A 26,886-nucleotide genomic window follows, 5' to 3' on the forward strand; every position below is an offset into this window, starting at 1 on the left:
CATGCGTCCCGCGGCGGTCCTGCTCGACTTCGGCGGTGTGCTGGCCGATGCGCCCCCGCAACGGACGGCGCCGCCCGGCCTCGTGCTGCGCGTCTTCAACCTGGTCGGCGGCGCGCTGACCCCGGGCGAGATCCAGCGTTCGCTCACCGAGGGCGCGGCCGCCTATGCCGCCTGGCGCGACGAGGACTGGCCGGACGAGCTGAGCCAGGCCGAGGTGTGGGAACGGTTCATCCTGCACGGGTGGCCTCCGGCGGCTCAGATCCCCGTACGCGGCGCCGTGCGCAAACTGAGCTACGAGTGGGCGTGGCGGGACAGTTGGGCGGTCCGTCCCGGGATCGTGGAGGCGTTGCGGTACGCGTACGGGGCCGGCATCCCGCTGGCCGTGGTCTCGAACACGCTGTCGGGGGCCGCCCACCGCCACTTCCTCGACAAGTCGCAGCTGGGCGAGCTGTTCGCCGTGCAGATCTACAGCGACGAGGCGGGTGTCCGCAAACCCAACCCGCAGATGATCTGGAACGCCACCGACGAGCTGGGCGTCGACCCGGCCGCCTGCTGGTTCGTCGGCGACACCCCGCGCCGGGACATCGTCTGCGGCCGCCGCGCGGGTGTCGGCCGGGTCATCCTGATGCCTTCACCCCGCACGGCCACCGAGCCCGGCGGCCCACCTCCCGACGACACGGTCGAGGACGGCCACGCCCTGAAGGCCCTGCTGCAGGAGTGTGCCTAGGCGTTCAGCAGGCTGACGAGCCCGTCCGGCGCACCCGCCCCGAAGATCAGCTCGACGGTCTCGCGGGCGGCCACGGCCTCGGCCTCGCCACGGCGGAACATGATTTTCTCGTACGCGGTGACGGCTGTGCGAGGGCCCGCGGCGATCGCCTGGCCCAGTTCCGCGCCGTCGAGCATCGCGATGTTCGCGCCCTCCCCGCCGGGCACTGTCACGTGCGCCGCGTCGCCGAGCAGGGTGACCCCGGGCGTCGGGTTCCACCGGTGCCCGTCGGGCAGGGCATGAATGCTGCGCAGCACGGGTGCCGTGTCGCTGTCGGCGATCAACGAGACCAGCTCGGGCGCCCAGCCGTCGAACTCGGCGGCGATGCGTTCCCGGGCCAGGCCGGTGCGGGCGAACCACTCGACCGGGCGGCTGAGGACCACGTACGTGTGGATGACGTTGCCCGCCTCCCGGTGTGCGAGGAATCCCTGGCCGGGCGTGAGGGCGTACATGGCGCCGCTCCCGACCGTCTCGGCCGCGGCGGGGTGGCGTTCGTCGACGTCGTGCAGGTAGGTGTCGATGTAGCTGAGGCCGGTGTAGGTCGGCGTGTCGTCCGAGAGCAGCGCCCGCACCCTGGACCAGGTGCCGTCGGCCCCCACCAGCAACTCGGACACCATGGTCGACCCGTCCGCGAACGTGAGCTCGTGGCGCCCGCCACCGAGGGGCGCCGCAGCCCGTAGTTTCTTCCCCCACCGTACGGTCCCGGCCGGCAGCGATTCCAGCAGGATGCGCCGGATGTCGCCGCGCAGCGCCTCGGGACGGGTCATGGAGCCGTCGTCGGGAATCTCGGCCAGCAGAGTGCCGTGCCGGTCGAGGACCCGCTGGGCGCTGCCGCCCCGGTGGACGATCGAGCGGAACTCCCGGGTCAGCCCGGCGATCTCCAGGGCGAGCTGCCCGTTGTGCTCGTGCAGATCGAGCTGGCCGCCCTGGGTGCGCGCGCCGGGGGAGGGCTCCGACTCGTAGACGGTGGCTGGGACGCCGTGCAGGTGCAGGACCCGGGCGAGGGTGAGCCCACCGAGCCCGGCGCCGACGATCGTGACGGGAGTCGTCATGGTGTTCCCTTTCGTTGGACCGGCGGTCCATTCACTCCACTATTGGACCGCCGGTCCAAGTCTGTCAAGATGGTGCCCATGACACCCCGGCGCAGCGACGCACTGTCCCGCGAGCGCATCGTCGAGGCGGCCGTCCGGATCCTCGACACGAAGGGTGAGGGAGGCCTGACCCTGCGGGCGGTCACCGCTCACCTCTCGACCGGCCGGGGCGCGATCTATCACCACGTCACGAACAAGGAGGAGCTGCTTGCCGCGGCCGCCGACGACGTCATCCGGGCAGTGGTGACAGGCGATTCCGTACGGGATCTGGCCCTCGGCATTTTCGACGCGATCGACGTGCATCCGTGGCTGGGGGCGCAGCTCGCCCGTGATCCCTCGCAGCCCGCCGTCCTGCGGATCTTCAAGAGCGTCGGGGTGGGGCTGCGTACGCACGGGCTGGCCGGGACGGCACTGTCCGACGCAGGCGCGGCCCTGGTCAACTACGTGCTCGGCGCGGCGGCCCAGCACGCCGCAGGCGCCCGGCAGGCAGCCGGCGAGTCCGCGCGCGAGGACTACCTTGAAGCGCTGGCCGCGGAGTGGGCGGGCAGCGACGACGATCCGCTGGTGCAGGAGGCGGCTGCGCTGTTGCCCGGACACGACGACCGGGCCCAGTTCCTGGCCGGGGTGGACATCTTCCTACGCGGGATCAGCGGTTGATCAGCTGCCAGACCTTGGTGTGGCGGGCCGGGACGCTCTCCAGCGAGACCGGCACCGGGATGTCGTACGCGGCCCGCTCGATCAGGCCCGAATCGGGCAGGTAGGCCCGGCCCGGGTCGCCCACCAGCACCAGGGCGCCGCGGCCGGCCGCCCGGCGCAGGAAGGGCAGCACGCGGGCGGCCATCTCGCGGCTGTAGAAGACGTCGCCGGCCAGGATCACCCCGTACTCGTCGTTGGCCGCGTCGAGGATGTCCTCCTCCAGCGCGATGACGTCGACGTTGTTGGCGGCGGCGTTCGCGGCGGCCGCGGCCAGCGAGTACGGGTCGATGTCGTTGGCTGTCACCGGGTGGGCGCCGGCCACCGCCGCGGCCACGGCGACCAGGCCCGAACCGGTGGCGAAGTCGAGCACCGATCGGCCCGCGACCAGCTCCGGGTGGTCGAGCACATGCCGGGCCAGGGCCTGACCGCCGGCCCAGGCGAACGCCCAGAACGGTGGCGGCTGGGCCACGCCGGCGGCCTCGGTCTTTTCCCAGAGCGCTATCGGCTCGTCCGCCTGAAAAAGGGTGATCTCGGGGACGAACGGGACGGGGGCGGGGGTCGTGTTGCCGCGAATGAACTCCAGGAGCACCAGACGATTGTGCCCGGTTCCTCAAGCCGGGCCGCGCCGGACCGATCAGATGACACAGCAGGTCACCCCACGGAAAAGGAACCCCCATGCCGGCTCGCTGGGCCGCCGCCCTCTTCGGCGGCTGGATGGCGGTGCTCGCGGTGCTGTTCGTGCTGGTTCCGGCCGGCGCGCAGACACCGGTGCGCCTGCTCGCCGGGATCACCGCCGCGGTCGTGGTGACGCTCGGGGTACGCCGGAACCGGCCCGCCCACCGCTTCCCGTGGGTCATGCTGACCACCGCGATCACCCTCTCGGTGGCCGGCACGGCGATGTACCGCGCGCCCGGTTCGGTGCACGCCAGCCTGCCCGGCCTGGCCGACATCGGCTCGCTGCTGGTGCTGGCCGGATACCCCGCGCTCGCCGTCATGCTGGTGGCCTTCCTGCGCCGCCGCCCCGGCGACCCCCGCGATCGGGCCGCGGTCCTCGACTCGCTCACCGTCACGGCCGCTGTCGCGCTGCTCACGTGGAGCTTCCTGATCGGCCCGAACGTGCAGGCGGCGACGGCACCGGCCTGGCAGCGGATCGCGTTCCCCCTCGGCGACCTGGTGCTGGTCGGCATGCTGGCCCGGTTCCTCGTCAGCGGCGTCACCGCCCGCGCCGGCCGCCTGCTCGGCGCGGGGCTGGTGCTCCTGCTGCTCGGCGACATCGGGTACGAGATGTCGCTGCTCGACGGCCCCACCACCGTGCTCGGCCTGGGCCGGATCGCGCTCTACGCCGCGGCCGGCCTGGCTGCCCTGCACCCGTCGATGGCCGAGCTCGACCGGCCCGCCGGGCTGCCCGTGGCCCAGCTCGGCCGGGGCCGTCTCGCCCTGCTCGGGGTCGCCTCGATGGTGGCGCCGGTCGTGCTGGTGGTGCGCATGGGGCGCGACGGCGAGGTGCCCGACCTGACCGTCGTGGCCACGCTCAGCGCCCTGACGTTCCTGCTGGTGCTCGTGCGGATGGCCGACATCATGGCCGGCCACCGGCAGGCGCTGGCCCGGGAACGGGCGCTGCGCGGGGCGTCGGCGGCGCTGGTCTCCGCGGCCGACACCGACCAGGTCGCGGACGCCGTCCGTACGGCGGTGGCTCATCTGCTGCCCCCGGACACCGGGCATGCCGTCGTGCTGGCCGTGACCATCGCCCAGCACGGGCCGCTCGCCCCCGAGGCGGCCCAGCAGGCGGCGATCGACAGGTCGGCCGGGACAGCCGCGCGGATGATCCCCACCCGCGACGTCGACTGGGCGGTCTCGGTGCGGCTGGCCAACTTCCCGATGACGCTGCGCTGCCCGCTGGTGCTGGCCGACCGGCCGACCGGTGACCCGCTGCTGGGCGTGCTGCACGTCGCCGCCCCGACACCGGCCCTGTCCGGGCTGTCGCGCTCGATCGAGGTGCTGGCGACCCAGGCCGCCCTGGCCCTCGAACGGATCGGGCTCAGCCAGGAGGTCATCCGCCGCAACAGCGAAACCTATTTCCGTACGCTCGTGCAGAAGACCTCCGACGTGATCCTCATCGTCGACGAGGAGGACCTGGTCCGGTACGCGAGCCCGTCCGCCACGGCCGTGCTGGGCGGGGACCCGACGGGGCTGCTGCTGCCCGCCGTGATCCACCCGGCCGAGCGCTCCCGCCTGACCGAGGTGCTGGCTTCCCTGCGTACGGGGGAAGGTTTCAAGGAGGGTCTGGATTTTCACGGCCTGGCCGACGTCGTGCTCGAAATGCACGGCCAGGACCTGCGCTCCGACCCGACCGTGGCCGCGCTCGTGATCACCCTGCGGGACGTGACCGAGCGGCGCCGGCTCGAGGCCGAACTGACCCACCGGGTGTTCCACGACGCGATGACCGGGCTGGCCAACCGGGTGCTGTTCCACGACCGGCTCGGCCACGCCCTGGCCCGCGGCGCCCGCGACGGCTCGGTGGTGGGCGTCCTCTTCATCGACCTCGACGACTTCAAGAAGGTCAACGACACGCTCGGGCACGCGGTCGGCGACCAGCTGCTGATCGGCGTGGCCAACCGGATCGCGGGCGCGCTGCGGGCCGACGACACCGCGGCCCGGCTCGGCGGCGACGAGTTCGCCGCGCTGGTCGAGAACGTGCAGGACCCGGGCGCGGTCGAGGAGACGGCCCAGCGGATCCTGGCCGCGATGGCCGAACCGATCGTGCTCGACGACGGCTCCGAGCTGACCGCGGTCGCCAGCATCGGCATCACCACCACGCCCGAGGCCGACACCGCCGATGAGCTGCTGCGCCAGGCCGACCTGGCCCTGTACGTGGCCAAGGGCGCCGGCAAGAACCAGTGGCGCCGCTACCAGGCCCACCTGCACAACGCGATGGTGGCGCGGCTGGAACTGCGCTCGGCCCTCGACCACGCGGTGCACGAGGGGCACTTCCTGCTGGCGTACCACCCGGTGGTCGACCTCACGACGGACCAGGCGGTGGGCTTCGAGGCGCTGGTGCGCTGGCACCACCCGACCCGCGGGATCATCGCGCCGGCCGAGTTCCTGGAGGTCGCCGAGGAGAGCGGGCTGGTCGTGCCGATGGGCCGCTGGGTGCTCGACCAGGCCCTGCACACGGTGGCGCAGTGGTGGCGCACGCTGCCGCGCAGCCGGCGCCCGTACGTGAGCGTCAACGTCTCGGCCCGCCAGTTCCGCGACGGCGCCTTCGTCGAACAGGTCAAACAAGCGCTCGCGTACGCCGGTGTGCCGCCGCAGGCCCTCATGCTGGAGCTCTCGGAGCACCTGCTGGCCGGCGAACACGACGCGATCTGGGAAGATCTGGCCGTGCTGCACGACCTCGGCGTCGGCATCGCGATCGACGACTTCGGCACCGGCCACTCGGCCCCCGGCGACCTGCGCCGCCGCCCGCTCGACGTCGTGAAGATCGACAGGACGTTCCTGGACGACAAGACGCTGGTCACCGGGCTCGTCACGCTCGCGCGGTCGCTGGGTCTGACCGTGATCGCCGAAGGCATCGAGGACACCGCCCACCGGGACACGCTGATCGAGCTGGGTTGCCTGCTGGGGCAGGGTTATCTGTTGTCGAACCCGCTCGACGGCACCGAGGCGCTGAGCCTCATGACCGGGGGCAGCCCGCTTCCGCTGGTCGCCTGATCCGGGTCTTGCCGGTCGCGCTCTGCCGGTCGCCTCTTTGCTGGTCGCCGGCTTCCTGGGACGGACTACAGCGCACAAGTCCGCCAGGATGCGTGCCCTGATCGCCGCCCGACCATGGCTACGCGTCTACCGACTGCCCGGCTACGCCCCGGTGACGTGACCGGCGGGTCACGTCCACAGGTCGCGGGTTCGGTACACCCGGGAGCCGGTGGCGGTGTGCACGATGATGTGCACGGCGTCGGCCTGTCCGGCCCGGCGGCCCGGCCACCAGACGGCCCACCAGCCGGCGGAGGTGCTGGCCTGGATGGTGCGGCCGTCGGGCAGGACCACGTCGACCCCGGTGACGGACGGGTCGGCTCGCCCGATGACGTCGCGCCCGCTGCCCACCAGCGACGTCTCGACCATCCTGCCCCTGAGCCGCCGAGCTGGAGGCATCCAGGCCCACAAGATCATCCTGCCGACCGCCGGGCGCGGCTTCGAGTTGTCCACAGGGTCCTGCTTGTCCACAGGGGACAAGTTCTTCGATGGCGTGAGCGCAGCTTCGACTGCCAGGATGCCCGGCGTCAGCGACGAGGCCCTGTCGCGGCGTTGGCGAAGGTGCGGCGTGAACGGGGTGCGGCATGAGTGCGATGCGGTGTGAGTGGGAATGCGGCGTGAGCGGCGATGCCGTGTGAGTGGGGACGCCGCGGGTTGGGGTGCGGCGCGAGCGAAGTCTGTGCGTCGAGCGGGCCGGTGACGAAGCGGCTGAGTGTGCGGCAGGCCGAGGGGAAAGTGAAGATCAACTGCGGGAATGGACGAACCGCCCCGGCACCGGAGAATCGGCGACGAGGCGGCTCGGGATCGCGGTGATTCAGTGGGTCACGCGGTCGTACGCCGGGAATCGGGTTACGCGGTCGTGCATCGGGAACCGTTCAGGGTGAAGGTGGACGGTGCCGCGGTCGAGCCGCTGTGGGTGGCCTGGAAGCCGAACGACGTGCTGCCGCCGGGTGGAATCGCGCCGTTCCAGGCGATGTTGCGGGCGGTCACCGCGCCACTTGTGCCTGTCAATGCGGCGTTCCAGGAACTGGTGATCGACTGGCCGGACGGCAGTGTGAACGCCAGCTCCCAGCCGTTGAGTGCGGTCGATCCGGTATTTGCCACAGTGACATTGGTGGTGAGGCCGGTATTCCAGGTGTTGGTGGCATAGGTGACGCGGCACGAAGCCGTTCCTCCGGGCGGCGGCGTCGTGGGCGCCGTGGTCGGAGGATTACTCGGAGTGGTGCCTCCGCCGCCGTTCACCTGCGCGCTGAAATCGGTCACGGCGAGACCCGCGCCGCCGATCCAGGGCTCGAATCCGGCCTGAATGCTTGTCAAATACCAACTACTTGTGATCGCGCCGCGATTCTGCACGTCCCGGATGAAGTCGAGGACGCTGAAGCTCCAGCTGGTGATCGCCGACGAGGCGACGTAGGAGACGACGCCGTTGGAGCCGTTGCTGCCCTGCCACACCTGCCACGTGCGGCCGCCGATCGTCGCGTTGCCGACGGCCGAGCCGATCGGCTGGATCGAGCCCTGGCGGTTGAACCAGATCATGATCTCTTGCTGGTTCACGCCGTCGCGCTTGGGCGAGGGGTCCAGCCAGATGTCGTACGACGCGTTGTAGGTCGCGCCCGAGACGTACCGATAGTTGATGCTGCTGGTCGCGCTCGAGATGTCGCTGACCCGCATCGGCAGGTTCGTGCCGGGGGAGCAGTTGGTGTAGTGACAGCCCAGGTAGACGGCTGGATACGACACGGGGGCGCCGTTTGTGCTGCTCGTGCCCTGCTGGCTGGTGATCGAGAATCCGGTGCTCGTGACGTCGATGCACTGCTGGGCCGTGGTGCCCCAGCGGTTGTTCATGACGACGTAGCGGCCGCCGATCGTGGTGCTGCCGTACTGCTCGCAGATCTCGGCATCAGCGGCAGCGGGGCCGGCGAGGGTGAGGGTGGTGGCGCCGGCGGCCACGAGCAGGCCGGTGGCCAGCGCGGCGCGGAGAAGACGTCGCATTTCGTCAGCTCCTTGAAGAGGGGATCCCGCGGGGACGGGGCTGGGAGCGCTCCCACGACACGTTACAGGACATTCACGAGCGTGAAAAGACTGTGTTGCGGGGCCTGCGCGACGGGCCACCCGCAGGGCGTAACCGGGGGCTGAATTGCGACATGCGGAAGGGGCAATTTGCACTGAGAGTTATCGCAAGCCAGAATGAAAGCGTATCGACATTCCACGGCGATGCCGCACGCGCAAAGTCGTGGCTCAAATGACATCGTGGTAGGAGCGGGGCACACCATGGCCAAGCAGGTAATAACCCTTCTGACCGACGACCTCGACGGTGGCGAGGCAGATCGCACCGTCGAGTTCGGACTGGACGGTGTGAACTACACGATCGACCTCTCGGAGAAGAACGCGGGCAAGCTTCGTAAGGCGCTCGACCCGTTCCTGGGGGCCGCCACCCGAGTGGGCCGCACCGCTGTCGTGTCGCCGACCCGCCGCGTCGCCCCGGCCGGCACGGGCCGCGCCAGCCGCGACCAGAACCAGGCGATTCGCGAGTGGGCGAACAAGAACGGCTACGAGGTCTCCGAGCGCGGGCGCATCCCGAGCCACATCGTGGAGGCGTACCACAGCAAGCGATAGGTTGATCCCGCACGCGCGGAAATGACGGCGTCGCCGATCCACGGCGGCGCCGTTTCTTCGACAATGGGGTGAAGCCATGCCGGTGGTAATCGTGACGGGCGCGTCGAGCGGAATCGGTCGTGTCACCGCGGAACGGCTCGCTCGCAACGGCGCCACGGTGGTGCTCGCGGCCCGTCGCGCGGACACAATCGCGGCCCTCGCCGAGCAATTGCCCAACGCCGTGGCGGTGCCCACCGACGTACGGGATCAGGAAGCTCTCGACCGTCTCGTCGAGCGCGCCATGGCGGTGACCGGGCGCATCGACGGCCTGGTGAACAACGCGGGCGTCGGCGGGGTGGCGTCGGTGCTCTCCGAGGACTCCGCCGCCGAAGGCATGATCCAGGTCAACCTGCTGGCCCCGATCCGTCTGATGCGCGCGGTCGTGCCGATCATGCGCGCGCAGGGCGGCGGCTCGATCGTCAACATCGGCTCGGTGGCGGGCGAGGTCGGCATCAGCGGCGTCTACTCCGCGACCAAGTTCGCACTGCGGGGCATGACCGATTCCGTACGCCGGGAGCTGGTCGGCACCGGCATCGGCGTGACCCTGATCGAGCCCGGCTACATCGCGGGCGACGCCAACAAGAACCGCTCGGGGCTTCCGGGGCCCGAGATCGTCGCCGCGGCGGTCGAGAAGGCCCTGCGCCGGCCGCGTCGCCGCGTGATCGTCCCGGCCAAGTATCGGGCCGCCGTCATGTTCGCCAACCTGTTCCCGGCGGTCGCCGACCGGATCTACGCGGGCAAGGCGGCCGGGAAGGGCGACGTCAAGGGCCGGCTCTGACGTCTCTTCACGCGGGGAGGGCGGCTCCACGGCAGCGGAAGGGCGACTTCACGGCTGCGGGAGGGCGACCTCATGGCGGCGGGGAGGGCGACTTCACGGCTGCTGGGAGGGGCGACGTCAGAGCACACGGGCCCGGTGGTCCACCGCCAGGCCGTGCAAGGGGCAGGCCTGACGGGGCTCGCGCGGGCACAGGACCCACAGCTCTGAGGCGCCGGCCTGATAGAAGCGCCACGGTTCGTCGCCGGTGACGTCGGAGCGGGTCAGGGCGGCGCCGCCGCGCGACGGCGGGCCGGGGTAGTGCGGGAGCGCTTCGTCGAGGTCTTCGAGCGGCACCTCACGGGCCTCGCCCACGGCGTACACAGCGCGGCCGTGATAGGCGGGAACGGTGGAGTCGAAGACCGAGATGCTCACGGCGGGACGGTCCAGCAGGTTGAGCGAGTGCTGGGCCTCGGCCGACGACACCCAGTAGAACTCCCACATGCCGCCTTCGGCCGACCACGAGAAATAGACCGGGCTCGTCCAGGGCCGGCCGTCGGGCGAGACCGTGCCCAGCGTCAGGTAGCGGTTGCTCTCCAGCAGCTCCCGCGCGTGCGGGGCGAGGCTCGCGTCGGGTTCATCGAGGTTCGTCATGCGCCAGAGCTTAGGAGCGCGGGCGCGGGGCCACCCGGGCGCACGGAGGTTTCAGGGCCGCGGACGCAGGGCCGCTGGGCGTGGGCGCGGACGCAGGGCCGCTGGGCGTGGGCGGTTTCAGGGGTGCGGGCGCAGGGCTGCTGGGGCGTGGGCGGGCACGGCGGGGGTGGCGGGCGCGATCGGGGCCAGACGTTCGTACGGGGAACCCAGCGGTGGGCGCGGGTCGGCCGAACCCTTGTTGGGCCACAGCGAGACGGCCCGCTCGGCGAGGGCCGTGATGGTCAGCGACGGGTTGACGCCCAGGTTGGCGGGGACGGCCGAACCGTCGATCACATGCAGACCCTCGTACCCGAAAACGCGGTGATAGGCGTCGATCACGCCGGTGTCGGGGGTCGCTCCGATCGTCGCGCCGCCGAGGATGTGCGCGGTCATCGGGATGTTGAAGATGTCGCCGACGCTGCCGCCGGGGAAGCCGCCGATCCGGTTCGCCATCCGGCGTACGGCGTCGTGCCCGACGGGGATCCACGTCGGGTTGGGGGCGCCGTGCCCGGGGCCGGTGGTCAGGCGGCCGCGGCGGGTGCGGCGCACGGTCAGCGAGTTGTCGGCCGTCTGCATGACGAGCGCGATGATCGTGCGTTCGCTCCAGCGCCGCACCGACAGGGAGCGGATCAGCACGTACGGGTGGCGCAGCGCCTGCCCCATGAAGCGCGCCGGCCGTGGCAGCCGTCCGTCGCCGTCGACGAGCATGGTGGTGAGCAGTCCCATGGCGTTGCTGCCGGGGCCGTAGCGTACGGGCTCGATGTGGGTTGTCTCGTCGGGGTGGAACGACGAGGTGATCGCCACGCCGCGTGAGAACGGCTCGGCGGGGACGCGTGCCGTTTGCGCTCCGAGCAGCGCCTCCGAGTTCGTACGGGTCAGCGAGCCGAGCTGCGGGGACAGGCCGGGCAGGACACCCCGGTCGCGCATCGCGTGCAGCAGGCGCTGGGTGCCGAGCGCGCCGGCCGCGAGGATGACGTCCCGGGCGGTGAACGTGTCGTTCAGGATCCAGCCGTTGCCGTCGCGCCGCAGCGACGTGACCTCGGTGGACGGGTGCACCTCGACCCCGGCGCGCTCGGCGAGGTACAGGTAGTTCACGTCGAGCGCGTTCTTCGCCCCGACCTTGCAGCCGATCATGCAGTTGCCGCACTCGGTGCACCCCGTACGGGCTGGGCCGGCGCCGCCGAAGAACGGGTCGGGGACCGTTTTGCCGGGTTCGCCGAAGTAGACACCCACCGGCGTACGGCGGAAGGTCCCACCCACCCCCATCTCGTCGGCGACCTGGCGGATCACCACGTCGGACGGGGTCGTCGAGGGCTGTTCGGTCACGCCCAGCATGCGTGAGGCCTGGTCGTAGTGGGGTGCGAGCTCGTCGGCCCAGTCGGTGATGCCGGCCCAGTGCCGGTCGGTGAAGAACGTGGCCGGCGGGCGGTAGAGCGTGTTCGCGTAGACCAGCGAACCGCCGCCGACGCCCGCCGCCGACAACACCAGGATGTCCTTGAGCAGGGTGATCCGCTGGATGCCGCGCAGCCCGAGGCGTGGCGCCCACAGGAAGTTGCGCAGGTCCCACGACGTCTTCGGCAGGGTCTCGGGGGTGAAACGCCGGCCCGCCTCGAGCACGCCGACCCGGTAGCCCTTCTCGGCCAGGCGCAGGGCACTCACGCTGCCGCCGAACCCGCTGCCCACAATCACGACGTCGTAGTCCCGCATGGCCCCACTCTGCCATTACCGATCGGTAACTTAAAGGTGCAGGGGCCATCCCAAACCCCCACCCACCACGGGGAGAGCGAGGCAGAACTCTACGCTTTGTCAAGGGGGCAAAACGGGTTATCCACAGGCTCCCGTCAGCAGAACTTTCAGATGGCGCCCCGAAGCCGCGTCGGCGAACCCGGCAGCGGCCTTGTCCAGCGAATGCGTCGCCGTCACCATCCGCGAAACGTCCACCTCGCCCGAACCCAGCAACCGCATCGACTCGGCAAAATCGGCCGGCAGATACGTCGCGCTGCCCTGAATCCGCAGCTGAGCGTCCTGAATCAACGGCAACGGCACCCGTACGCCGGCAGGCGGCACCCCGACCACGACAACCGTCCCGCCCTTCATCGCCATCGCCAGCGCCTGCTCGGTCGTGGGCTGCTCGGCCACGCAGTCGAACACCACGTCGGCGCTTTCACCCAGCGCCGTCCGCACCTCGTCCGCGCACTTCGGCGACAACGCGTCGATCGCCGCGTCCGCCCCGAACTCCAGCGCCCGTTCCCGCGAAGCCGCCGAGCGTGCCGTCACCACCACCCGCCGAGCCCCGTACGCCCGCGCCACCTGCAGCGTCAGGATCCCGATCGTGCCCGCCCCGAGAATCGCCACGGCCTTTCGCCGTACGCCCTCAGCCAGCCCCACGGCGTGCACGGGAGTGCTCAGCGGCTCGATGAACGCCGCACGCTCCCACGACAAGCCGTCCGGGATGACGTGCAGCCGCCGCTGGTCGACAGTGAAGAGGTCGGCCATTCCGCCCTGATCGTGGGCGCACCCGAAGAACCGCAGCCGCTCGCAGATGTTCTGCCGCCCGGCGCGGCACTGCTTGCACTCCCAGCACGGCAGGAAAGGCTCGAGCGTGACCCGTTGACCCACGCCTACGCCGGTGACGCCCGGCCCGGCCGCCTCGACCGTGCCGCACACCTCGTGACCCGGCGCGTAGGGCAGCTCGATGAACGGGTGCAGCCCGGCCAGCGCGTGCGTGTCCGACCCGCAGATCCCGGCGACGGCCGTGCGCACCAGCACCTCACCGGGCCCGGGTTCCGGCGCCTCGGCCGACTCCACCGACACCCCGCCACCCGAAACGATCACTCGACGCATGCCCAGACCCTAGCCCGCGTACGCCGTCATGGGTGATGCTGCCCACATGGAGGCCTACGCCTCGGGTGTCCCGGACCTGCCCCCGCCAGGCGATCGCCGTGCCCGACGCCGGCGGGCACGGCTTCAGCGGCGGTAGATCGTGAACGAGTAGCCGACCTGGTCGATGGGGGTGCTCGAGTCGATCAGCTGCTTGAGGCGGTTGCGGGCCAGCGCCACCCGGGAGTCGGAGACGACGATCAGGCCGCGCACCTCGTCGATCGGGACGGTCAGGGGGTTGCGGCCCTCGATGCCGTAGTAGGCCGGCACGCCCGCGCCCTTGTAGACCAGCCAGACCGGCTGGCCGGGATACTTCGCCTTGAGGTGGGCCGACAGGCGAGGCAGGTCCTGGCCCCAGTCGACGTTCGAGTCGTGCAGGTTCTCGTGGGTGCGGGCGGTGCCGCCGAAGGCCTCGTTCGAGTAGGGCAGGTAGTAGGGGAACGTCAGCAGCGAGCTGACGGCGGCGAACCCGGCCAGCGCGGCCACCGGGGTCCACGCCCAGCGCCACCGGAGCAGCACGACCGCACCCGCCACGACGGCCAGCATCATCGGCATGAAGATGACGTAGCGGGTGCCGTAGTCGCGGTTCCCCGTCATCGCCACCAGCATCAGCACCCCGGCCGGCACGAGCAGGTAGAGCGCGGCGACCCACTTCTTGAGCAGCAGCGTCACCGTGCCGGCGAGCCAGAGCAGCAGCATGCCGATCGGGGTCTTGATGAGCAGCGCGGCCGGCAGGTAGTACCAGAGCGACCCCCGGTACGCCTCGCCGAGCAGGAACCCGTTGGTGATGCGCCGTTCCAGCCGGAACTGGATCAGCACCCCGTCCTTGTACGACGGGGGCAGCGGCAGCAGGTCGACGGCGAGCCCCTTGAGGCCGCCCGGGTTGCTGAGCCAGGGCGGGGTGGTCCAGCGCAGCCGCGGGTCGACGATCACATAGACGAGCCACACCACGGCAACGGCGATCAGTCCCACACCGATCGCCCAGGCCACGCGTTTGCCCAGCCCCATCCACCCCGTACGGGATCGAAGGGAGGACCACGCGGGAATGGCCGGCGCCGGGGCGAGCAGGGCGAGAAGCAGAGCCACCGGCACAGCGGGGAGCGTGCTCATGCGGGTGGCCAGCGCCGCGCCGAGCGCCAGCCCGGCCAGCGGCAGATAGAGCCGTGGATTGTCGCGGGCCCGCCACAGCATCCAGAACGTGACCAGCACGAAGCCCGCGGCCGGCACGTCCAGCGTGGCCAGCGAGCCGTGCGCGATCAGGTCGGGCGAGAACGCGTACAGGGAAAGGGCGATCAACCCCGCCCACCGCCCGGCCACGTCGCGGGCGAAGAACAACACGGCCAGGCCGAACAGCAGCGTGAGCACGATGATCGGCAGCCGCGCGGCCAGCATCAGCTCGAACGGGTTGTTGCCGCTCTCATAGAGGAAGTGCCGGCCCAGGTTCGTCTGATTTCCCCGGTACGCGGGGTCGAGCGCGGCGTCGGTGAAGGCGAGCCCGGCCGCCATGAACAGCTTGGCCAGCGGCGGATGCTCCGGGTTGTAGAGCACCTGATGCTGGTCGAGGTAGAACTGCGCCGTGCCCACGTAGACCGGCTCGTCGATGGTCGGCGACTGCTGCACGGCCGCGGTGACCATCGCGAACGCCATCTGCCCCAGCAACAGCACGACGGCGAGCGGATAGAGCAGTCGCCGCAACAGCATCGCGCCACGATAGCCCGGCGATCATCCCCGGGTGCCGGGCGGCTGCCGGAGTCCCCCGATCAGATGCTGATCGTGCGCACCGCCGCGAAGCCACGCTCGAGGTCGCCGGTGACCGTGGCCATGGCGAGTTCGCCGCCGTCGTCCGCGACCGGGCTGGCCAGGGCCAGGTGAGCCGCGTTCTCCGCGTACGGGGTGGTGGTGTAGACCTTGACGCAGGCGTCCGCGGGCAGGCCGACCTGGCCGGCGCGCTCCGGGGCCGCGGCCACCGCCGGGCTGATCTCGTAGCTCAGGTGCGGCCAGCGGCCCTCGCTCGTCCCCGGGAAGATCGTCGAGAACATGACCCAGCCCTGCTCGTCGCTGACCTGCAGGCCGCGGAGGTAGTTCTGGTCGTCCAGGCCGGGGGAGTGCAGCGAGTAGGCGCCGTCCCGGTCGGCGTGCCACAGATAGAGGGCGTGCCCGGCCAGTGGCCGGCCCGAGTTCGCGCTGACCAGCCGCAGCCGCACCGTCAGCGGAACGCCGCGGGCGACGCCGGACGCCGTGCCGAAACTACGCCGGATGTCGTCGCGCACGATGCCCGAGCGGGTCAGCGCATCCGAGTCCGCGCCCGCCAGGGTCGCCACGGTGACCCCGTTGACCAGCCCCATCATGCGGCGGCGGCGCAGCACCGGGAAGTCCACGGCCAACCCCGCCCCGTGGTGCTGCCGTTCTTCCTTCACCTGCGTGGTCATCTCGGCCCCCTCCGTCGACGATCACGTCCATTAGGCCGCCCGCAGGTTGCCGTTGTCGTTCGCCCACGGTTGCGGGACGGTTGCAGGGCTGTCCCGAGCTCGGCCTGTGGACATCTCGTTCCAGCTTCTCGGCCCTGTGGACAACGAGCACCCGCCGGCTTGACAACCGCGTAAGGTCCCCACCCGACGCCCCCCTGGGTGGGTGGTTGGCGGTGGGGGGCAGAACTACTACGCGCGCGACAACACACCCGTGCGATTTCGTAACGCGAGCAGCAATTGAGGCGTTATGAGACGTGCGGTTACCAAGTGCCTCCCCAGCCGGTACTGTCCGTTCCATGGGCGAAGATCGATCTTCCGTGGTCCGGGAGCGGTCTGAGACGTCCACGCTGGACGCCCTGCACTACGACGACGAGGAACTGCCCGCCCGTGACCTCAGGGGCCCGATCGGCCGGGGTGTCGCGGTCGTCGCCTTCGCGGTCGCCGTCCTCGTGCTGTGGCAGGTGTTCCGCCCGCTGTCCCGCGGCAGCCAGTACTACCTGATCATCTTTCTGGCCGGCACGCTCCCGCTGGTCTTCCTGGCGTACCGGTCGCGCCTGTCCCGCAAGAAGAGCGACACCCCCACGATCGCCGACTGGGTGCTGGCGGCCGGGGCCCTGGTCGTCTGCCTCTACCCGATCAGCCCGTTCGGCGGCGGCTACGACGGGTTCCTCAACCGGCAGGGCCTGCTCGAGCCGGTCGACGTCGCGTTCGGTGCTGTCCTGCTGATCCTGGTCGTCGAGGCGTGCCGGCGTACGACCGGGTGGGCGCTGCCCGTCGTTTGTCTCGCTTTCCTCGCGTACGGCTATTACGGCGGTCTCTTCCCCCAGAACTGGTCGATCGCCCACGCCGGGCTCGACTTCTCGCAGATCGTGGACGCGCTCTACAACTCGGGCAGCGGGTTCTACGGCACCCCGCTCGACGTGGCCGCCACGTACATCGTGCTGTTCACCATCTACGGCGCCGTTCTCGACCTGTCGGGGGCCAGCCGGTTCTTCGTCGACCTGTCGGTGGCCGCCTTCCGCAAGTCACGCAGCGCCGCCGGCCGTACGGCGGTGGCCGCGGGCTTCCTCCTCGGCACCGTTTCCGGCTCGGGCACGGCCACCGCGGTCAGTGTCGGCGCGGTCACCTGGCCCATGCTGCGCCGCGCGGGTTATCCGGCCGAACAGGCGGGCGGCATGCTGGCCGCGGCCGGTGTCGGCGCGATCCTCTCGCCACCGACCCTGGGCGCGGCCGCGTTCATCGTCGCCGAGTACCTCGACGTCTCGTACCTGACCGTGCTCGGCTGGGCGATGATCCCGACCGTCCTCTACTACCTGGGCATCCTGCTCGCGGTCGAGATCGACGTACGCCGGTTCCGTGTCCGCTCGCTGGAGACACCCCAGGTCAGCACGTTGCGGCTGCTGGGCCGGTTCGGATACCACTTCTCGTCGCTGGTGCTGATCGTGGTGCTGCTGGCGCTGGGGCAGAACGCGACCCGCGCGGTCGTCTACGCCACGCTCGCGGCCTTCGTCCTGTCCTTCCTCGACCGTCGTTCCTGGCTGACCCCGCAACGGTTGTTCATCGCCCTGAGCGCGGGCGTCCGCGGTGTGCTGCCGGTCGTCGCGGTCTGCGCCGCCGCCGGGATCATCACCGCCGTCACCACGAAGACCGGGCTCGGCGCGCAGCTGGCCTCCTTGCTCGTACGGGGTGCGCAGGCAGTCACCGACAATCCCACGGTCGTGCTGGGCCTGACCGTCGTGCTGGCCGCGATCGCCCTGTCCGTCCTGGGCCTGGCGGTGCCGGTGACGGCGAGCTTCATCATCGGCTGGGTCATCATCGGCCCGGCGCTGCTCGCCCTCGGGGTGCCGGCCCCCGCCGCGGCCATGTTCGTCTTCTATTACTCCGTGCTCTCCGAGGTCACCCCGCCCACGGCCCTGGCCGCCGTGGGAGCGAGCGCCATCACGGGCGGCCGCGCGATCCCGACGATGTGGCAGGCCCTCAAGTACGCCCTCCCCGCTTTCCTCGCGCCGATCGCGTTCGTCCTCACGCCGGCCGGCTCCTACCTGCTGGCTCGTGGCCCGTTCCTCGACATCCTCTGGGCGTCGGCGGCCGCGATGCTGGGCGTGGCGGGCCTGGCCGTCGCCACGGGCGGCTGGGTTCTCGGCGTGGGCCGCGCCGGCGCCGGCTCCCGGGTCTTGGCTGCCTTGGCCGGCCTGCTCCTGCTCTACCTCGAGCCGTTGACGATCGCCCTCGGCATCCTCCTGCTGGCCGCCTCCGCGACATGGGCCGCGGTGGACAGACGCCACGCCGTCAAAAGCGTTGACGACGACAGCGCAATGGACGGCCGTACGGGTGGAAGCGGCGCTGACGAAAGCCGCGCTCAGCAGGTCACACACATCGACGAACGGGGTTGATATGAGACGAATGGCAGCAGCGGCCGGGTTCGCGCTCGTGCTCACCGGCGCGCTCACGGCCTGCGGCGGACGGCAGGACACCGCCTCGACCGACGCCGGTGGGGAGGTGACCTGCGACGTCGCGAACGAGACCCGGATCGGCATCGCCACCGGCAACGCGACCGGTGTCTACTTCGCTCTCGGCAACGCGTACGCCGAGCAGATCGGCGCCGCCGGCGGCAAGGTCAAGGCCACCGCGTCCGAGACCGGCGCCTCGGTGCAGAACATCCAGCAGCTCGTGGCCGGCACGTACGGTGTCGCGTTCTCGCTGGCCGACACCGCCGCCGACGCGGTCAACGGCTCCGGCAGCTTCGACAGCAAGCAGCCGATCGCCGCGCTGGCCCGCATCCACACCAACTACACGCAGGTGATCGTGCGTAAGGCGGCCGGCATCAAGGACGTGGCCGGCATGAGGGGCAAGCGGGTCTCCACCGGCTCGCCCAAGTCGGGCACCGAGGTCATCGCGAATCGCCTGCTCACCGCGGCCGGGCTCGACCCCGCCGAGGATGTCAGCGCCCAGAAGCTCGACCTCACCAAGACCGTCGACGGCATGAAGGACGGCTCGATCGACGCGCTGTTCTGGTCGGGCGGGCTGCCCACTCCCGGCATCACCGACCTGCTCACCACGTCGGGCGGCCAGGTCGAGTTCCTCGACATCACGCCGCTGCTGCCCGAGATGCAAAAGATCAACGAGGTGTACGAGGAGGGTTCCATCCCGGCCGCGACGTACAAGCTGGCCGCCGACACCAAGACGATCGTCGTCCCGAACGTGCTGCTCGTGAAGAACGACCTGGACGCCAACGTCGCCTGCACGCTGACCAGGACGCTGTTCGACCGCAAGCCCCAGCTCGAGCAGGCCAACGCGGCCGCCAAGGAGATCAGCCTCGACCAGGCCCGCAAGACCGAGCCGGTGCCGCTGCACCGCGGCGCCACGAAGGCTCTCGACGACCTGGGCGCCCCGAAATAGCGGTTGCGGGACCCGCGGGGGAGGGCCATCATGTGCGCATGATGACCTTCTCCCGGAAGGGCGCGTGCGCCCTCGCGCTTTGATCGCGACCGCGCGGCGACAGGCCGCGCTCTGGTCCCAGGCGACTGAGATTCGCCAGGAATGGTTCGACGTCGGCACCTCCACGAAGCCGGTCGACCACCACATCACCGAAGAGGCGATCGCCTCGATCTACGCCCGGCACGGCCGGCGGCGTCCCGAGTTCGTCCGGGTCACGTCCCCTCGCGCCGCGCTTGCCTACCTCGACGGGCTGCCGGCCCACGAGGATCTGCTCACCGATTCCCGTCCCCGGCCGGTCGCCAGTGACATCGCGGCCGGGCTGTCCCGCCTGCGGTCCTCGTTGGAGGCCGACTTCACCGAGCCGCCGGCCGAGCGGCCCCGGCCCAAGCGCAAGAACGGCGAGCGCTGGCCCCGGATGACCCCCGAGCAGGCCCTCGACGCGGGGCTGCCGTTCCATGAGGTGCTGGTTCAGGGCGTACGGGAGGAGCTTCTCCGTCGTCTGTCCGGGATCTATCTGCCGATCCGGGCGGCGCTGGGCCCGGTGCCGGTCGGCTGGTACGGCCATCAGGACGCGTACTGGGTCGCGTTCGTGGACGTGTTGCGGAGGACCGGCCTGGCCCCCGTACGCGAGGAGCGGGAGTTCGAGGTGTGGGCCACGCTGACCCGGTCGGGCGGCTGGTGGTGGCCCGGCGACCATCGGTGCGTGCTGGTCGAGCGCCCGGTGACGCTGCGCACCGACCCGCTGTTCGTCGAGTACGGCGACGGGTGGTCGGTGGGACAGGCGGCTCAAAATGAATTGCGGGCTCACCGGGCCGGTCCTACGGTTTGGTGAGTCCGCCGGAGCTCCCACACGAAAGGGGAATGAGATGAAACGGCTCTACTCCCTTGGTGTGAGCCCCGTGATGTGGCGCCCCACCTGCATCTAGAGCAGGTCTGATGGGCGTAGCTCAACGGGAAGAGCTCCGGTTTCCAAAGCCGTGAGATGCGGGTTCGAATCCTGCCGCCCGTGCTTTCATCCGGCAGTTCACAAAAGGGCGCGGCGGCTCGCGCGGGCCGGCTTCGGCTGGCCGGAGGGGACTACTTGCGCTACCCCGCCAACGCGCGGCCGCCGCCCTGATCGTCACCAGTCGTCGTAGCTCAGCGGGAGAGCGCCGCCCTCATAAGGCGGAGGCCGGTGGTTCGAGACCACCCGGCGACACCGTTATTCGTGGGCGAGGTCTGGCGGGGCGCGTTCGACAGCGTCGAGGCGTACCCGAAGACCTCACGTTCCTGAGCGCAGGCCGGCTGTCAGCAGGTCGACGGCGGCCATCAGACCCGCGTACGGCGCGTCCCGCCAGTTCTCTGTCTGCGGGGTCAGGGCGGCGGACAGCGGGTAGCGCGAGGCGAAGTCCGGGACGGCGGCGGCGCGGGCGAGCCAGGCGGCCTCGTCGGCGGCGGTCAGGCGTTGATAGGCGGCCGCCGTCTGGGCCGTGGCGCGTGTGGTCGCGTACAGCATCGTGACGGCCGGCGCCCGGTTCGCCGCGACGGTGTCGAGCCCGTCGAGGATCGTGAGCAGGGCCTCCATCCAGTCCTGCTCGTTCGGGCCCTGGCTGCCCTGCGCCCAGGACCGTTCGGTGAGCCAGGGGTGGGCCAGGTAGAGCTCGAACAGCGCCGTCGCCCACGCCCGCAGGGTTGCCGGGGCGGGTGCGGGTATCGCGCTCGCATGGTCCTGCATCAGCGCGAGCAGGTTCTCCTTGTCGCCCACGTACGGGTAGAGCGCCATCGCCGTCTTGTCGAAGCGCGCGGCGACGGCCCGGGTGGAGACGGCGTCGAGCCCGGACGCGTCGGCGATCGCGACGGCGGCGTCGAGGATGTCGTCGAGGTCGAGCTGCTGGCGGGGTCCGCGGCGGGGCGTGGGCAGTGTCGCCCCACGGTGCCGCCAGAGCCGCCGAAGGTGAGCGTCCATAACTCCTGACAGTGTATAGTGTTTTGCATGCCTACCGCGCGACTTCACGACGGATCCACCATCGACGTCAAGGTCCAAGGCAGTGGCCCGGCCGTGCTCACCCCCGTCAGCACCCGTCTGATCGAGGGGGAGCAGGCCGAGGCGATGCGGGCCTGGGGCGCCGACCCCCACCTCGGGCACCATCTGGCGACCGGTCTCGCCGAGGCCGGCTTTCAGGTGATCACCGCGGATTACGAGGGCCACCGCAACGAGCACCCCGCGCCGCTCACCCTCACCGCCGACGCCGTCGCGGCCGACCTGCTGGCGATCGCCGACGCGGCCGGCGCCGACCGGTTCGCCTACTACGGCTATTCCTGGACGGCGCTGTCCGGGCTGCAGCTCGCCCTGCGCACCGAGCGGCTCACCGCCCTGGCCATGGGCGGTTTCCCCCCGCTCGGCGGCCCGTACGCGGCGATGCTCGCGGTCACCGGCTCAGCCCACCGCCTGGCGCTCGACCCGCCGCCCCCGCCCACCGGTGACGCTGTGCCGGGTGACTGGGATTCCGTGGCGTTCACCCAGACCCCCGATCAGACCCGGCAGTTCGTGACGCTCTACGAGTCGCTGCGGGACTTCGACGACTCCACGGTGCGTCTGAGCATTCCGCGGCTCGCCTTCGCCGGCGAGAACGACAACATCCAGTACGGCCCGGCGTGGGACAACGCGTACGTCGCCCTCGCCGAGCCGCTGAGGAAACATCAGAGCGAACTGACCGCGTACGGGTGGGAAGTGTCTTTGATCCCCGAAGCCGATCACCTGGTGGCCATGCAGGCCGCGCAGGTGCTGCCCCTCCTGATCCCGTTCCTCAGGTCGTCACTTTGAGCCAGCCGCCGTCGACGTAATAGGTCGACCCGACGGAGTAGGCGGCCCGTTCCGAGCAGAGGAAGACGAAGAAGTCGGCGACCTCGTCCGGGGTGGCGAACCGGCCGATCGGGGCGTTGTCGTCGGCGATCTTCTGCAGGTACTGCTCCCAGGTCTGCTCGGCGCCCTCGGTCAGCGACTTCGCGGTCTTGATCCAGTCCCCGGTCATGACCAGGCCCGGGTTGACCGCGTTGACCCGGATGTTGTCGCCGATCAGCTCGTTGGCCAGGCACTTCGAGAACATCACGAGCGCGGCCTTGGTGGTGTTGTAGATCGGCTCGTAGCCCAGCGGCTGGGTGGCGCAGATCGACGCGTTGTGCAGGATCACGCCACCGCCGCGGGCCTTCATGCCCGGCGCGATCGACCGGGCCAGCCGTACGGCCGCCATCACGTGCAGCTCCCAGAAGAACTGCCACCGCGAGTCGGGCGCGGTGAGGATCGTCTCCTCGCTCCCGGTGCCGGCGTTGTTGATCAGGATGTCGGCCCCGCCGAACTCCGCCTCCACGGCCGTGGCCACCCGCTCGGCGGCGTCGGGCTCGGTGAGGTCGGCGGCGACGGTCAGGACCCGTACGCCCTCGATCGACGCCGCCACCTCGTCGAGCCGCTCGGCGTCCCGGGCCACGAGCACGACGTGCGCGCCCTCGGCGGCCAGCCCTCTGGCGATCGCCGCACCGATCCCGGCGCTGCCCCCGGTGACGACGGCCACCCTGTTGGTGAGACGCAGATCCATCCCTGACTCCGTTCGCGCGCTTCGAGTACCTCACGCACCCTCGCACAACGGCGAGCCTCAGCGCCGCAGGTCGGCGCCGACGTCGTGCAGGTGGGCCAGGGCCTGGCGGTACGAGTCGGTCAGGCTGGTCATTTCGTACGGGACGCCGATCTCGGCGCAGTACTGCTGCACGATCGGCTGGGCCTTGCGCAGGTTCGGGGTCGGCATGGCCGGGAACAGGTGGTGCTCGATCTGGTAGTTGAGCCCGCCCAGCGCCGCGTCGACGAGGCGGCCGCCGCGCACGTTGCGGGAGGTCAGCACCTGCTTGCGCAGGAAGTCCTCGGTGCCGTCGGGGTGCGGCATGCCCTTGTGGTTGGGCGCGAACGTCATGCCCAGGTAGACCCCGAAGATCGCCTGGTGCACCACGAGGAACGCCAGCGCCTGCAGCGGGCTCAGCACCGTGATCAGCGCCGCGGCGTAGCCGACGAGGTGCACGGCGATCAGCGCGGCCTCCAGCGGGTTCTTCTTCTCGTTGATCCACCGCAGGCTGTCCCGCTTCAACGACAACCCGAGCAGGGTCAGCAGCGGGAAGAAGAGGTACGCCTGATACCGGGTGAGGAACCCCTTGCCCCGCGCCGCCTCCCGCGACCAGACGAGCACGCCCGGTCCCACGTCCGGGTCCAGGTCGTCGTGGTTGGGGTTGGCGTGGTGCTTGGTGTGCTTGTCCATCCAGTAGCCGTACGACATGCCGATGGCCAGGTTGCCCGCGATCAGGCCGGCCCGGGAACTGGGCTTGTTGGTGCGGAACACCTGGCGATGGGCCAGGTCGTGGGCGACCAGCGCGGTCTGCGCGAACGCCACGGCCAGGAACCCAGCCACCGCCAGCGTCCACCACGAGGCGCCGATCAGGAAGAACGCGCTCCAGCCGAGGATCAGCGCGCCCGCGACCAGGCTCAGCCGCAGGGCGTAATACCCCGGCCGCCGGCGCAGCAGGCCCGCCTGGTTGATCCGCCGGCCCAGTTCCGCGAAGTCGCTTCCGGCCGTGCGCGGCCGCTCTGCCATCGTCGTCATGCGTCCAGCACACACCGCGGACACCCGCTACGTCAGGAGTGCAGGATCCCCCCGCGTTGGTGGGGCTAGCACTACCGATTTGACCGTCCCAGTGGTTCAGGATGGGGGGCGTGGAGACCAGAGGCTGGATACGTGACGGGCTGCGAGCGATGGCGGCCGGGTTGCTCTCGATCGTGCTCGCGGTCCTGAACTTCCCGCTCTTCGTGCTCTTCCTGGTGTCGCTCGTGCTCACCCCCGTCCTCGGCATCGGGCTGGTGGCGCTGCCCGCCGTGACCGCCCTGATCCGGTTCAAGGCCAACCTGGCCCGCCGGATCGCCGGCTGGCACGGGGTCACCATCAGCCGCCCCTATCGCCCCAAACCGGCCGACGTCGGTCCGGTCGGCTGGAAGCGCTACCACTGGGTGATCACCGACCCGGCCACCTGGCGCGACTTCGCCTGGCTGCTGCCGGGCGCGATCGGCGGGCTGGTGCTCGGCACCCTCACGCTCGCCCTCCCGGCGTACGGGGTAGAGGGCATCGTCCTGCTCCCGCTCTGGATGTATCTGGCCGGCGAGTGGTCCGGCTACGGCGTGAACTGGCCCGTCGACAGCGTCGGCGAGGGTTTCCTGTCGATGCCCCAGGGCCTGGCCTTCCTCGCGCTGGGCCTGGTCGTCGCGCCCCACCTACGCCGTATCGAGGGGTTGTGGAGCAAGCTCTTCCTGGCCCCGACCCGCGCCGCCGAGCTGCGCCTGCGGGTCACCCAGCTCACCACCACCCGGGCCGACACGGTCGACGCCCAGGCCGCCGAGCTGCGCCGCATCGAACGCGACCTGCACGACGGCGCCCAGGCCCGGCTGGTGTCGCTCGGCATGACGATCGGGCTGGCCGAGGAACTGGTCGAGCGCGACCCCGAGACCGCTCGCAAGCTGCTGTCCGAGGCGCGCGAGAACAGCTCCACCGCCCTCGTCGAGCTGCGTCACCTCGTACGGGGGATTCATCCGCCGGTGCTGGCCGAGCGCGGCCTCGACGGTGCGGTCCGGGCACTCGCGCTGACCTCGCGCATCCCCACCACAGTGGATTCCGACCTCCAGGGCCGGCTCGAGACCCCGGTCGAGTCGGCGGCCTACTTCGCGGTCGCCGAGGCGCTGGCCAACGTGCAACGGCACAGCGCGGCCACGTTCGCCTACGTGAGCATGCACCGCCACGGCGACCTGCTGCGGCTCGAGGTCGGCGACGACGGACGGGGTGGCGCCGACATGGCCAAGGGCACGGGGCTCGCCGGAATGGAGCGACGTCTCGCCGCCTTCGATGGCACGATGTCCGTGTCCAGCCCGCCGGGCGGACCGACCATCGTGACCATGGAGTTGCCGTGCGCGTCGTCATCGCCGAGGACCATGCTCTCCTCCGGGACGGACTGACCCGGATTCTGGAGGCGTTCGGCTTCGAGGTCGTCGCGGTGGTCGATCGCGGTCCCGACGTGCTGCCCACGCTGACCGAGTGCAAGCCCGACGTGGCCGTGCTCGACGTGCGCCTGCCGCCCACCTTCACCGACGAGGGGCTGCAAGCCGCCATCGCCGTACGCCGTGAGGTCCCCGGACTGCCGATCCTGGTGCTCTCGCAGCACGTCGAGCCGCTGTACGCCCGCGAGCTGCTCTCCGACCGCCGCGGCGGGGTCGGTTATCTGCTCAAGGACAGGGTGTCTGACGTGGCGCAGTTCATCGACGGCGTACGCCAGGTGGCCGCGGGTGGCACCGTCATGGACCCCGAGGTGGTGGCACGCCTGCTCGACCGTTCCCGCCCGCTCGACGTGCTCACCGCGCGCGAGCGTGAGGTGCTGGGCGAGATGGCCGAGGGGCGTTCCAACGCGGCGATCGCGGCCCGCCTGTTCGTCACCGAGAAGGCGGTGAGCAAGCACATCAACAACATCTTCACCAAGCTCGGGCTGCCGCCGTCGGAGGACGACAACCGGCGGGTGCTCGCCGTCCTGGCCTATCTGGACAGCTGAGGCAGCACCTCGGCGGCGATCAGGTCGAGGTGGTCGAGGTCGTCCATCTCGATGATGCGAAGGTGCACCCGGGTGGCGCCGATCTCGCGCATCTCGTTGATCCGCTGCACCAGCCGGGCGGGCGGGCCGACCACCGGGTCCTCCGGCGGCAACACGCTCTTGACGTGCAGGGGAGCGGCCCGGCGTTCGGCCTCGGCGTCGCTGCGGCCGATCGCCACGACGATGCCGGCCGACAGGGTGGGCGGCTCGGCGCGGCCGATCCGCTCGCACGCCCGGCGGACGCGGTCGAACGCCGCGGCGGTCTCGGCCACGGACTTGAACGGCATGTTGTACTCGTCGGCGTAGCGGGCCGCCAGCTCAGGCGTACGGCGTGGGCCTTTGCCCCCGACGATGATCGGCGGATGCGGCCGCTGCGCCGGGCGCGGCAACGCGTGGGCGTCCACCAGCTGGTAATGCTTGCCGTGGAACGAATAGGTTTCGCCCTCGTCCGTGCCCCACAGTCCGGTGAGGATCTCCAGCTGCTCCTCGAGGCGGTCGAAGCGCTCACCTACCGGGGGGAACGGGATGCCGTACGCGGTGTGTTCGCGCTCCACCCAGCCGGCGCCCATGCCCAGCTCGACGCGGCCGCCGCTCATCTGGTCGACCTGCGCCACGATGATCGACAAAGGACCCGGCAGGCGGAATGTGGCTGAGTTCACCATCGTGCCGATACGCAGGGTCTTCGTCTCGCGCGCGAGGCCGGCCAGCGTCACCCAGGCGTCGGTGGGGCCGGGCAGCCCCGGGTCGGGGGTCAGCGCTCGATAGTGGTCGGCGCGCAGAAGTCCCTCGTAACCAGCGTCTTCGGCGTGCCGCGCGAACCTCGATTGGGTGTCATAAGAGGCACCCCGGTGTGGCTCGATGAACAGACAGACGCGCATCATCGACCCCAATTAACGCTGTTCGGACGCATAGCGGCTCATCATGATCCATCGTAGGGAAGGCGTCTACATCGGGGTTTGAGACGAACTTGTCATCGATGCCTGTGCCAGTTTGCCCTACGATCCCCGGTCGGGGCACCCCTGTCCCACGTTCGACCCCTAAGGCCTCGTCGCGCCA

At 70.7% G+C, this 26,886-nt stretch carries 24 protein-coding genes and 2 tRNA genes; 13 read left to right on the forward strand and 13 right to left on the reverse strand.

All coding sequences use genetic code 11. The features are described 5' to 3' along the window. Position 1: 1 nt before the first annotated feature. The gene (locus C8E87_RS23190) at positions 2–727 is read left to right on the forward strand and encodes an HAD family hydrolase (RefSeq protein ID WP_133875049.1); all 726 of its coding nucleotides are present in this window, start codon (positions 2–4) and stop codon (positions 725–727) included. Here the strand turns inward: C8E87_RS23190 and C8E87_RS23195 are convergent. Continuing rightward, a complete protein-coding gene (locus tag C8E87_RS23195; protein WP_133875050.1) occupies positions 724–1,818 on the reverse strand; it encodes an FAD-dependent oxidoreductase in 1,095 nt (364 codons plus the stop codon). The two genes, C8E87_RS23190 and C8E87_RS23195, sit on opposite strands and share 4 nt — an antisense overlap. 78 nt (positions 1,819–1,896) lie before the next feature. On the opposite strand from C8E87_RS23195, the gene C8E87_RS23200 reads away from it, so the two are divergent. Further along, positions 1,897–2,514, forward strand: coding sequence for a TetR/AcrR family transcriptional regulator (locus tag C8E87_RS23200; protein ID WP_239079889.1), 618 nt, complete (start codon positions 1,897–1,899; stop codon positions 2,512–2,514). On the opposite strand, the gene C8E87_RS23205 is transcribed toward C8E87_RS23200, so the two are convergent. Continuing rightward, positions 2,504–3,142, reverse strand: coding sequence for a class I SAM-dependent methyltransferase (locus C8E87_RS23205; RefSeq protein WP_133875052.1), 639 nt, complete (start codon positions 3,140–3,142; stop codon positions 2,504–2,506). The two genes, C8E87_RS23200 and C8E87_RS23205, sit on opposite strands and share 11 nt — an antisense overlap. 86 nt (positions 3,143–3,228) lie before the next feature. Here C8E87_RS23205 and C8E87_RS23210 point away from each other — a divergent pair, with 86 nt between their 5' ends. After that, positions 3,229–6,264 carry an EAL domain-containing protein gene (locus tag C8E87_RS23210; protein ID WP_133875053.1) on the forward strand — a complete coding sequence of 1,012 codons (3,036 nt, stop codon included), beginning with the start codon at positions 3,229–3,231 and terminating at the stop codon, positions 6,262–6,264. A 168-nt stretch (positions 6,265–6,432) separates the two neighbouring features. Here C8E87_RS23210 and C8E87_RS23220 read toward each other — a convergent pair whose 3' ends face one another. Both C8E87_RS23220 and C8E87_RS23230 read right to left on the reverse strand, forming a co-directional pair. Then, positions 6,433–6,669 (reverse strand): hypothetical protein, encoded by a 237-nt coding sequence (locus C8E87_RS23220; protein WP_166661215.1) that lies wholly within the window; start codon positions 6,667–6,669, stop codon positions 6,433–6,435. A 480-nt stretch (positions 6,670–7,149) separates the two neighbouring features. Beyond that, entirely contained in the window at positions 7,150–8,289 is a 1,140-nt protein-coding gene (locus C8E87_RS23230; RefSeq protein WP_133875055.1) for a glycoside hydrolase family 12 protein, read from the reverse strand. 279 nt (positions 8,290–8,568) lie between these two features. Here C8E87_RS23230 and C8E87_RS23235 point away from each other — a divergent pair, with 279 nt between their 5' ends. Together C8E87_RS23235 and C8E87_RS23240 are read left to right on the forward strand one after the other, a co-directional pair. Then, complete coding sequence (locus tag C8E87_RS23235; protein ID WP_133875056.1) at positions 8,569–8,913, forward strand: histone-like nucleoid-structuring protein Lsr2; 345 nt, start codon at positions 8,569–8,571, stop codon at positions 8,911–8,913. A 76-nt stretch (positions 8,914–8,989) separates the two neighbouring features. Next, positions 8,990–9,730: an SDR family NAD(P)-dependent oxidoreductase gene (locus C8E87_RS23240; protein ID WP_133875057.1), complete on the forward strand. Its 741-nt coding sequence runs from the start codon at positions 8,990–8,992 to the stop codon at positions 9,728–9,730. A 117-nt stretch (positions 9,731–9,847) separates the two neighbouring features. Here C8E87_RS23240 and C8E87_RS23245 read toward each other — a convergent pair whose 3' ends face one another. The 5 genes from C8E87_RS23245 to C8E87_RS23265 form a co-directional block, all read right to left on the reverse strand. After that, positions 9,848–10,360, reverse strand: coding sequence for a pyridoxamine 5'-phosphate oxidase family protein (locus C8E87_RS23245; RefSeq protein WP_133875058.1), 513 nt, complete (start codon positions 10,358–10,360; stop codon positions 9,848–9,850). A 117-nt stretch (positions 10,361–10,477) separates the two neighbouring features. Further along, positions 10,478–12,106 (reverse strand): FAD-dependent oxidoreductase, encoded by a 1,629-nt coding sequence (locus C8E87_RS23250; RefSeq protein WP_133875059.1) that lies wholly within the window; start codon positions 12,104–12,106, stop codon positions 10,478–10,480. A gap of 117 nt (positions 12,107–12,223) precedes the next feature. After that, the gene (locus C8E87_RS23255; RefSeq protein WP_133875060.1) at positions 12,224–13,243 is read right to left on the reverse strand and encodes a zinc-dependent alcohol dehydrogenase; all 1,020 of its coding nucleotides are present in this window, start codon (positions 13,241–13,243) and stop codon (positions 12,224–12,226) included. 123 nt (positions 13,244–13,366) lie between these two features. Further along, positions 13,367–14,980: an ArnT family glycosyltransferase gene (locus C8E87_RS23260; RefSeq protein ID WP_133875061.1), complete on the reverse strand. Its 1,614-nt coding sequence runs from the start codon at positions 14,978–14,980 to the stop codon at positions 13,367–13,369. Positions 14,981–15,039: 59 nt separating this feature from the next. Further along, positions 15,040–15,708, reverse strand: coding sequence for a dioxygenase family protein (locus tag C8E87_RS23265; protein ID WP_133875062.1), 669 nt, complete (start codon positions 15,706–15,708; stop codon positions 15,040–15,042). A 335-nt stretch (positions 15,709–16,043) separates the two neighbouring features. On the opposite strand from C8E87_RS23265, the gene C8E87_RS23270 reads away from it, so the two are divergent. From C8E87_RS23270 to C8E87_RS23290, 5 genes are all read left to right on the forward strand, one after another. Then, the gene (locus C8E87_RS23270) at positions 16,044–18,140 is read left to right on the forward strand and encodes a TRAP transporter permease (protein WP_133875063.1); all 2,097 of its coding nucleotides are present in this window, start codon (positions 16,044–16,046) and stop codon (positions 18,138–18,140) included. 1 nt (position 18,141) lies between these two features. Then, positions 18,142–19,146, forward strand: a complete 1,005-nt coding sequence (locus tag C8E87_RS23275) for a TAXI family TRAP transporter solute-binding subunit (protein WP_133875064.1) — start codon at positions 18,142–18,144, stop codon at positions 19,144–19,146. Positions 19,147–19,210: 64 nt separating this feature from the next. Beyond that, complete coding sequence (locus C8E87_RS23280; RefSeq protein ID WP_133875065.1) at positions 19,211–20,017, forward strand: DUF6745 domain-containing protein; 807 nt, start codon at positions 19,211–19,213, stop codon at positions 20,015–20,017. 104 nt (positions 20,018–20,121) lie between these two features. Further along, positions 20,122–20,194 (forward strand) — tRNA-Trp (locus tag C8E87_RS23285). Positions 20,195–20,311: 117 nt separating this feature from the next. Continuing rightward, positions 20,312–20,383, forward strand: a tRNA-Met gene (locus C8E87_RS23290). Between the two features lie 63 nt (positions 20,384–20,446). On the opposite strand, the gene C8E87_RS23295 is transcribed toward C8E87_RS23290, so the two are convergent. Beyond that, positions 20,447–21,130, reverse strand: coding sequence for a TetR/AcrR family transcriptional regulator (locus C8E87_RS23295; RefSeq protein WP_133875066.1), 684 nt, complete (start codon positions 21,128–21,130; stop codon positions 20,447–20,449). 27 nt (positions 21,131–21,157) lie between these two features. On the opposite strand from C8E87_RS23295, the gene C8E87_RS23300 reads away from it, so the two are divergent. Further along, positions 21,158–21,988 (forward strand): alpha/beta fold hydrolase, encoded by an 831-nt coding sequence (locus C8E87_RS23300; protein ID WP_133875067.1) that lies wholly within the window; start codon positions 21,158–21,160, stop codon positions 21,986–21,988. On the opposite strand, the gene C8E87_RS23305 is transcribed toward C8E87_RS23300, so the two are convergent. After that, positions 21,972–22,757, reverse strand: coding sequence for an SDR family NAD(P)-dependent oxidoreductase (locus C8E87_RS23305; RefSeq protein ID WP_133875068.1), 786 nt, complete (start codon positions 22,755–22,757; stop codon positions 21,972–21,974). The two genes, C8E87_RS23300 and C8E87_RS23305, sit on opposite strands and share 17 nt — an antisense overlap. A gap of 57 nt (positions 22,758–22,814) precedes the next feature. Further along, positions 22,815–23,807: a fatty acid desaturase family protein gene (locus C8E87_RS23310; protein WP_133875069.1), complete on the reverse strand. Its 993-nt coding sequence runs from the start codon at positions 23,805–23,807 to the stop codon at positions 22,815–22,817. Positions 23,808–23,908: 101 nt separating this feature from the next. On the opposite strand from C8E87_RS23310, the gene C8E87_RS23315 reads away from it, so the two are divergent. Both C8E87_RS23315 and C8E87_RS23320 read left to right on the forward strand, forming a co-directional pair. Continuing rightward, complete coding sequence (locus C8E87_RS23315; RefSeq protein WP_133875070.1) at positions 23,909–25,204, forward strand: sensor histidine kinase; 1,296 nt, start codon at positions 23,909–23,911, stop codon at positions 25,202–25,204. Beyond that, positions 25,156–25,791, forward strand: coding sequence for a response regulator transcription factor (locus C8E87_RS23320; RefSeq protein WP_133875071.1), 636 nt, complete (start codon positions 25,156–25,158; stop codon positions 25,789–25,791). Before C8E87_RS23315 ends, C8E87_RS23320 begins: the two co-directional genes overlap by 49 nt. Here C8E87_RS23320 and C8E87_RS23325 read toward each other — a convergent pair. Then, positions 25,776–26,708 carry an LLM class F420-dependent oxidoreductase gene (locus C8E87_RS23325; protein ID WP_133877019.1) on the reverse strand — a complete coding sequence of 311 codons (933 nt, stop codon included), beginning with the start codon at positions 26,706–26,708 and terminating at the stop codon, positions 25,776–25,778. The two genes, C8E87_RS23320 and C8E87_RS23325, sit on opposite strands and share 16 nt — an antisense overlap. Between the last annotated feature and the right edge of the window lie 178 nt (positions 26,709–26,886).

Source organism: Paractinoplanes brasiliensis, from assembly GCF_004362215.1.
Taxonomy (GTDB): domain Bacteria; phylum Actinomycetota; class Actinomycetes; order Mycobacteriales; family Micromonosporaceae; genus Actinoplanes; species Actinoplanes brasiliensis.

Excerpts from the sequence above, each read along its gene's own strand:
- C8E87_RS23295 (WP_133875066.1), bottom strand. The coding sequence starts at position 21,130 with ATGGACGCTCACCTTCGGCGGCTCTGGCGGCACCGTGGGGCGACACTG.
- C8E87_RS23230 (WP_133875055.1), bottom strand. The coding sequence starts at position 8,289 with ATGCGACGTCTTCTCCGCGCCGCGCTGGCCACCGGCCTGCTCGTGGCC.
- C8E87_RS23210 (WP_133875053.1), top strand. The coding sequence starts at position 3,229 with ATGCCGGCTCGCTGGGCCGCCGCCCTCTTCGGCGGCTGGATGGCGGTG.
- C8E87_RS23265 (WP_133875062.1), bottom strand. The coding sequence starts at position 15,708 with ATGACCACGCAGGTGAAGGAAGAACGGCAGCACCACGGGGCGGGGTTG.
- C8E87_RS23245 (WP_133875058.1), bottom strand. The coding sequence starts at position 10,360 with ATGACGAACCTCGATGAACCCGACGCGAGCCTCGCCCCGCACGCGCGG.
- C8E87_RS23275 (WP_133875064.1), top strand. The coding sequence starts at position 18,142 with ATGAGACGAATGGCAGCAGCGGCCGGGTTCGCGCTCGTGCTCACCGGC.
- C8E87_RS23300 (WP_133875067.1), top strand. The coding sequence starts at position 21,158 with ATGCCTACCGCGCGACTTCACGACGGATCCACCATCGACGTCAAGGTC.
- C8E87_RS23235 (WP_133875056.1), top strand. The coding sequence starts at position 8,569 with ATGGCCAAGCAGGTAATAACCCTTCTGACCGACGACCTCGACGGTGGC.
- C8E87_RS23255 (WP_133875060.1), bottom strand. The coding sequence starts at position 13,243 with ATGCGTCGAGTGATCGTTTCGGGTGGCGGGGTGTCGGTGGAGTCGGCC.
- C8E87_RS23200 (WP_239079889.1), top strand. The coding sequence starts at position 1,897 with ATGACACCCCGGCGCAGCGACGCACTGTCCCGCGAGCGCATCGTCGAG.
- C8E87_RS23190 (WP_133875049.1), top strand. The coding sequence starts at position 2 with ATGCGTCCCGCGGCGGTCCTGCTCGACTTCGGCGGTGTGCTGGCCGAT.
- C8E87_RS23260 (WP_133875061.1), bottom strand. The coding sequence starts at position 14,980 with ATGCTGTTGCGGCGACTGCTCTATCCGCTCGCCGTCGTGCTGTTGCTG.
- C8E87_RS23240 (WP_133875057.1), top strand. The coding sequence starts at position 8,990 with ATGCCGGTGGTAATCGTGACGGGCGCGTCGAGCGGAATCGGTCGTGTC.
- C8E87_RS23220 (WP_166661215.1), bottom strand. The coding sequence starts at position 6,669 with ATGGTCGAGACGTCGCTGGTGGGCAGCGGGCGCGACGTCATCGGGCGA.
- C8E87_RS23250 (WP_133875059.1), bottom strand. The coding sequence starts at position 12,106 with ATGCGGGACTACGACGTCGTGATTGTGGGCAGCGGGTTCGGCGGCAGC.
- C8E87_RS23270 (WP_133875063.1), top strand. The coding sequence starts at position 16,044 with ATGGGCGAAGATCGATCTTCCGTGGTCCGGGAGCGGTCTGAGACGTCC.
- C8E87_RS23305 (WP_133875068.1), bottom strand. The coding sequence starts at position 22,757 with ATGGATCTGCGTCTCACCAACAGGGTGGCCGTCGTCACCGGGGGCAGC.
- C8E87_RS23310 (WP_133875069.1), bottom strand. The coding sequence starts at position 23,807 with ATGACGACGATGGCAGAGCGGCCGCGCACGGCCGGAAGCGACTTCGCG.
- C8E87_RS23325 (WP_133877019.1), bottom strand. The coding sequence starts at position 26,708 with ATGCGCGTCTGTCTGTTCATCGAGCCACACCGGGGTGCCTCTTATGAC.
- C8E87_RS23315 (WP_133875070.1), top strand. The coding sequence starts at position 23,909 with ATGGGGGGCGTGGAGACCAGAGGCTGGATACGTGACGGGCTGCGAGCG.
- C8E87_RS23195 (WP_133875050.1), bottom strand. The coding sequence starts at position 1,818 with ATGACGACTCCCGTCACGATCGTCGGCGCCGGGCTCGGTGGGCTCACC.